The sequence below is a fragment of the Paenibacillus dendritiformis genome (assembly GCF_015845845.1).
Lineage (GTDB): Bacteria > Bacillota > Bacilli > Paenibacillales > Paenibacillaceae > Paenibacillus_B > Paenibacillus_B dendritiformis_C.
The window spans coordinates 1-3,434 of sequence record NZ_LDIG01000212.1 but is presented as its reverse complement, the minus strand read 5'-3'; the positions used below and the strand labels follow the sequence as shown (position 1 = coordinate 3,434).

Annotated in this window: 4 protein-coding genes; all 4 read left to right on the top strand. The window is 42.0% G+C overall.

What is annotated here, in order from left to right; genetic code table 11:
- The first annotated feature begins 549 nt into the window (after positions 1-549).
- The 4 genes from ABD76_RS21395 to ABD76_RS21380 all read left to right on the top strand — a co-directional run bounded on the left by ABD76_RS21395 (position 550) and on the right by ABD76_RS21380 (position 3,353).
- Positions 550-807 (top strand): hypothetical protein, encoded by a 258-nt coding sequence (locus ABD76_RS21395; RefSeq protein ID WP_197259128.1) that lies wholly within the window; start codon positions 550-552, stop codon positions 805-807.
- Positions 776-1,039, top strand: a complete 264-nt coding sequence (locus ABD76_RS21390) for a type II toxin-antitoxin system RelE family toxin (protein WP_197259127.1) — start codon at positions 776-778, stop codon at positions 1,037-1,039. Before ABD76_RS21395 ends, ABD76_RS21390 begins: the two co-directional genes overlap by 32 nt.
- A 204-nt stretch (positions 1,040-1,243) precedes the next feature.
- Positions 1,244-2,122, top strand: a complete 879-nt coding sequence (locus tag ABD76_RS21385) for a copper amine oxidase N-terminal domain-containing protein (RefSeq protein ID WP_197259126.1) — start codon at positions 1,244-1,246, stop codon at positions 2,120-2,122.
- Between the two features lie 88 nt (positions 2,123-2,210).
- Entirely contained in the window at positions 2,211-3,353 is a 1,143-nt protein-coding gene (locus tag ABD76_RS21380) for a hypothetical protein (RefSeq protein ID WP_197259125.1), read from the top strand.
- Positions 3,354-3,434: the final 81 nt, after the last annotated feature.

Here is a 3,434-nt window from a genome sequence, read left to right as displayed (position 1 = left end):
AAACAGCAAGAACAAGACATAGCAAAAAGGAGCAACTAGAACGTTAAACAGATTCCACCTAGCGCGGAAACGAGTCGGCCCAGAGATGAATGGTTTAAGCGCTCTCGCACTTCCGTATTGGTGGGCTAATTATTGTGCTACTGACGCGGTTGTCGCCATCGTCGTAGCGATTAATCAGAATGCAAAGAAATAGACCGTCCCTAACGAAGGAATGCGGTCTATTTCGATCCACCTTTTGCACAGCCGACCGCTCTTTAAAGCGGTAAGTGTCCAGGGAGTCGTGTTGGAGCACGGCTCATTTTCTAGCATAAGCGAAAATATACCTCGACCAAACTGAAAAGTTCAAAGAATACGAATAAATGACTTGCATATTCCATATAGAAGGTATATAATGGAACTAATCCAGTGGCGAAGCTGTATCCAAAAATATGGAAATTAATTCCATATCAAAAAGTCCCTAAAATAGGGGCTATTTTTGATTAATGAGTTAAATGCATATGATACAATTAAGAAAAGCTTTGTGTTCATCAAATATTTGGAGGTATCTTCATGACGATTCGGAAAGAGGACTTGTATAACTTAGTTGATCGTCTTCAAGAGCAAGATCAAAATACGGCGTTTGACTTCCTGCAATTCCTGATTGATCGTTCTGAAAAAAAGGGTTTAGAATGGAAAGATATAGATTGTTTAGAACCGGATAATGAGCCGTTAAGTAAAGAAGAAGCCGAACAATTAAAGAGCGCTTCAGGTTTTTTATCGGGGGAGGACGCCAAAAATGAGTTCGGTTTACAAGTTGATCTACCATAAAGAGGCTTTGAAATTCATAGCTAAACAGGAAAAATCGATGCAAGAACGTATCGCTGAGGGATTAAAAGGTTTGCTAGTCGTTCCGCCAGTTGGAGATATTAGACCAATGAAAGGGAATTTTGGTTTATATCGCTTGAGGATAGGTACGTACAGGGTTATTTTTGAGATAGATCATGATGAGAAAATAATTTTTGTACGTGCTGTTGGTTCGCGCGGGGATATTTATAAATGAAGTATTAAGTTTCTCAACTCCACTGGCATATGCTGGTGGAGTTTTCGTATTTTATAGAGATCCAAAAGCGAGGAGGGAGAAATGATTGAAACCAATTGAGAGAAAATAGTTGTTGGATTATAATGGGAATTATGTTGTGCGTCGGATTTTGAGAATATAACAAGGGTATGTGTATACCCGTAAATATGAAATGGAGATGATCATATGATTCTGAGAAAAAGAGTAGCTTTAATTTTGATGAGCATTCTCATGGTATTTGGTTTTTCTGTTTCCTCTGTATCAGCTGCAAAAATCAACGTTACTGTTCAAGTTGACGGGAAGACGGTAAAGTTCCCAGACGAGAAGCCGTATTTTGAGAACAATCGGGTGCTGATCCCAATCCGTTTTGTAAGTGAGGCGTTGGGGGCCAAGGTTGATTATAAAAAGGAAACAATCGGCAGCCGGATAGATCGGGTAGTTTACGTCGAGCTTAACGGCAAGATGATTCGCATGCCGGTCAATTCGGCCAGCGTACTGGTCGAGGACGTAATCGTTAAATTGGATGTACCAGCTCGGCTTCAAGGCTCCCGTGTGTTTATTCCGTTACGATTTGTCAGCGAAGCACTTGGGGCAAAGGTTAATTGGAATCAAAGCAAGAAGCTGGTGAGCATTAGCACAGGAAAAGAAGTGACCGATCCTGATTCGGTTCCAAGTGACAACAATGTATACAGCACAGATTTCGAATGGAAAGCTGGATATACTGACTTGGCTAAAGAACTATTTGTCGATAATATGAAGATTTCTAACGGGAAGTTGACGTTTACAATGCCGAAAGGGGCAGGGGGGAACTACGGAAATACAGAGTTTACTCCAGGGAAAACCTATACCTTTGAAATTGGTAAGGGCAAGGGTTATCTTTCGTTTTCAAAAATCTATCCAGGACGGGATGAGCAAGAAGGGTATACAGTGGCTTTGGATAACCACATCAATGAAGATTTGGCGGAGCTGTTTGGCGATGTTAACGAACCCATTGTACAGGTTTCTTCTAACTCCACTTTAGCACCGTTATCCGAAGTACAGGAACTAGCGAAAAAACTGAAATAACCAAGCTATTTATTATGAGGGTCTGCGAATTGTTCGCAGGCTTTTTTTGCTTTTTAATTTTAAGGGGAGGAACAGGCATGAAAAAAAAATGATCGCCATGTTCGTGATGTTGTTCATTGTGGTCTCGATGACCGCATCCGCCGCAGGTATTCCAATGCTGCAAGGGCATGTGAATGACCCTACCGGGCTGTGGGAATACGGAAAAACAGGAAGACACTTCATTGGTTATATTCCCGCCCTAGGAGAGAAGGCTTCGGATAACCCGTGGAAGTTATATCAGTGGAAAGGCATCTTTACCTTTGCAGACGGTCAAAAACAACCGATCGATAACTATGATGTATTTGCAGTAAAGGAGAAGCCGGGAGATCCTGAATTCTCGGATAAAAACGGTTTTGGTCTTACGTATAAGAGCAAAAAAGCAGTAGGAGATCTGTTTGATGCCGTATGGTCAGGTCACCTGACTAATACTTCTCAAAACCAGAGACAGTATTTTCGAGATACTTTTATCGTGCGGGGAACGGATTACGATGAGAATCATGATTATTTCTACAAGATAGAGGATTGGTTCTACTTTCTCCGTACATCCGGCATCGTCAGCCGTATGGGCATCAAATTCGATCATACCGAGAAAAAAGGCTCGGAGGGATATGCCTATTTCGACGTTAGCGCCTGGCCCACACTGAAAGTAACACAAGGAGATGCACTAAATATCAGTTTTACTGCATCAGGCTATTCCCAACGTAACATTCGGCTTATTGCGGCTCCAAAAGGAGCATTTCCGGATTTAAGCAAAGTTGTCAGTCTGACTGATGGAAAATTGATAAATACTTCAGAAGAGCAGTATACGGGTTCTGTTAAGATTAATGCTAAAGATATTTCCAGAGTGCTTGGAACAGACGTTGATATCATTATTGACGATGGATATGGACGCACTGCAATTGAGAGCGTCAAACTACCCGATGCACAGCCGATGGACTATGTTCCCACCAAACTGACGCTGACCGAAGGTGGGCAGTTATGGGTTAAATTCCGGTATGACGGTGAGGATATCATAACCAGTGATTACGTAAACGAGCGTGGCATGCCCATGACGGCGACGGTGAAGGTGGGAGGAGCGGTTACCGCTGAATTTTCGCTTCCGTCCATGAACGATAAATTGCCTGCAACGCTCAAAAATGGGCAGGAATTTAATTATATGCTAGGTAAAATCGAAATCAGCGATTCAAGTTGAGTCCGTATAATTGTGTAAAATAGCTTCTTCCAATAAATGAAGAGAGCCATATTCAAACCCCTCAAGTAGAATGTAGTTGCT

Excerpts from the sequence above, each read along its gene's own strand:
- ABD76_RS21385 (WP_197259126.1), top strand. The coding sequence starts at position 1,244 with ATGATTCTGAGAAAAAGAGTAGCTTTAATTTTGATGAGCATTCTCATG.
- ABD76_RS21390 (WP_197259127.1), top strand. The coding sequence starts at position 776 with ATGAGTTCGGTTTACAAGTTGATCTACCATAAAGAGGCTTTGAAATTC.
- ABD76_RS21380 (WP_197259125.1), top strand. The coding sequence starts at position 2,211 with ATGATCGCCATGTTCGTGATGTTGTTCATTGTGGTCTCGATGACCGCA.
- ABD76_RS21395 (WP_197259128.1), top strand. The coding sequence starts at position 550 with ATGACGATTCGGAAAGAGGACTTGTATAACTTAGTTGATCGTCTTCAA.